1 protein-coding gene is annotated in these 1,296 nt (G+C 61.4%); it reads left to right on the top strand.

What is annotated here, in order from left to right:
* Positions 1-22: 22 nt before the first annotated feature.
* Positions 23-1,296: IS256 family transposase (locus ACIBK2_RS45780; protein WP_396977563.1), on the top strand; the 1,274-nt coding region annotated here is incomplete at its 3' end.

A 1,296-nucleotide genomic window follows, 5' to 3' on the forward strand; every position in this document is an offset into this window, starting at 1 on the left:
GATGTTCAGCGAGGAAGGTGCCGTGATGACGACACTGGATGCCGTGGCATCGAAGAAGAAGGCTCGTGAGACCTCGCCGGAGGCCGTGGCAGCGGCGGAGTTGGTTCGGATGGCCAAGGAACAGGGTTTGTCCCTGACCGGGCCGGATGGGCTGCTCAAGCAGTTCACCAAGGCCGTGCTGGAGACGGCGTTGAACGAGGAGATGACCGAACACCTCGGCTATGACAAGAACTCAGCTCCCGCCGATCGGGAATCATCCAACGTCCGCAACGGGACTCGTTCCAAGACGGTGCTGACCGAAGCGACTGGTCATGTGCCGATCGAGGTGCCGCGTGATCGTGACGGCTCCTTCGAGCCGCGGATCGTCAAGAAACGCCAGCGCCGGTTGACCGGTGTCGATGAGATCGTGTTGTCGTTGTATGCCAAAGGCCTTACCACAGGCGAGATTTCAGCGCATTTCGCTGAGATCTATGGCGCGTCGGTGTCGAAGGAGACCGTCTCGAGGATCACTGACAAGGTGATCGAGGAGATGAACGATTGGGCCAACCGGCCCCTCGATGCGGTCTATGCCGCGATCTTCATCGATGCGATCGTGGTGAAGGTCCGCGACGGCCAGGTCGCCAACCGGCCGATCTATGCCGCGATCGGGGTCACGGTCGAGGGCCGCAAAGACGTGCTCGGGTTATGGGCCGGCACCGGTGGCGAAGGCGCGAAGTTCTGGATGAGCGTGCTCACCGACCTGCGCAACCGCGGTGTCAAAGACACCTTCTTCGTGGTCTGCGACGGATTGAAGGGCTTGCCCGAAGTTGTCGCCAACACCTGGCCGTTGGCGATCGTGCAGACCTGCATCATTCACCTGATCCGCAACACTTTCCGCCTGGCTTCCCGCAAGGATTGGGACGCGTTGCGCCAGGACGTGAAACCGATCTATACCGCGGTCAACGCTGCGGCGGCCCGGGCCGCGCTCGACGACCTCACCGATAGATGGGGCACGAAATATGCTGCGATAGTTCGGCTTTGGGACAACGCGTGGCAAGAGTTCATTCCGTTCCTCGACTATGACGTCGAGATCCGGCGGGTGATCTGCTCGACCAACGCGATCGAATCATTGAACGCCCGCTACCGGCGCGCGATCAAGGCTCGAGGTCATTTCCCCAACGAGCAAGCCGCGTTGAAATGCCTCTACCTGGTCACCCGATCTCTGGACCCGACCGGGCGTGGTCAGGCACGATGGACCCAACGCTGGAAACCCGCGGTCAACGCCTTCGCGATCACCTTCGCTGACCGCTGGCCCAA

Origin of the sequence: Nocardia sp. NPDC050175, assembly GCF_044459885.1 — a bacterium.
Taxonomy (GTDB): Bacteria; Actinomycetota; Actinomycetes; order Mycobacteriales; family Mycobacteriaceae; genus Nocardia.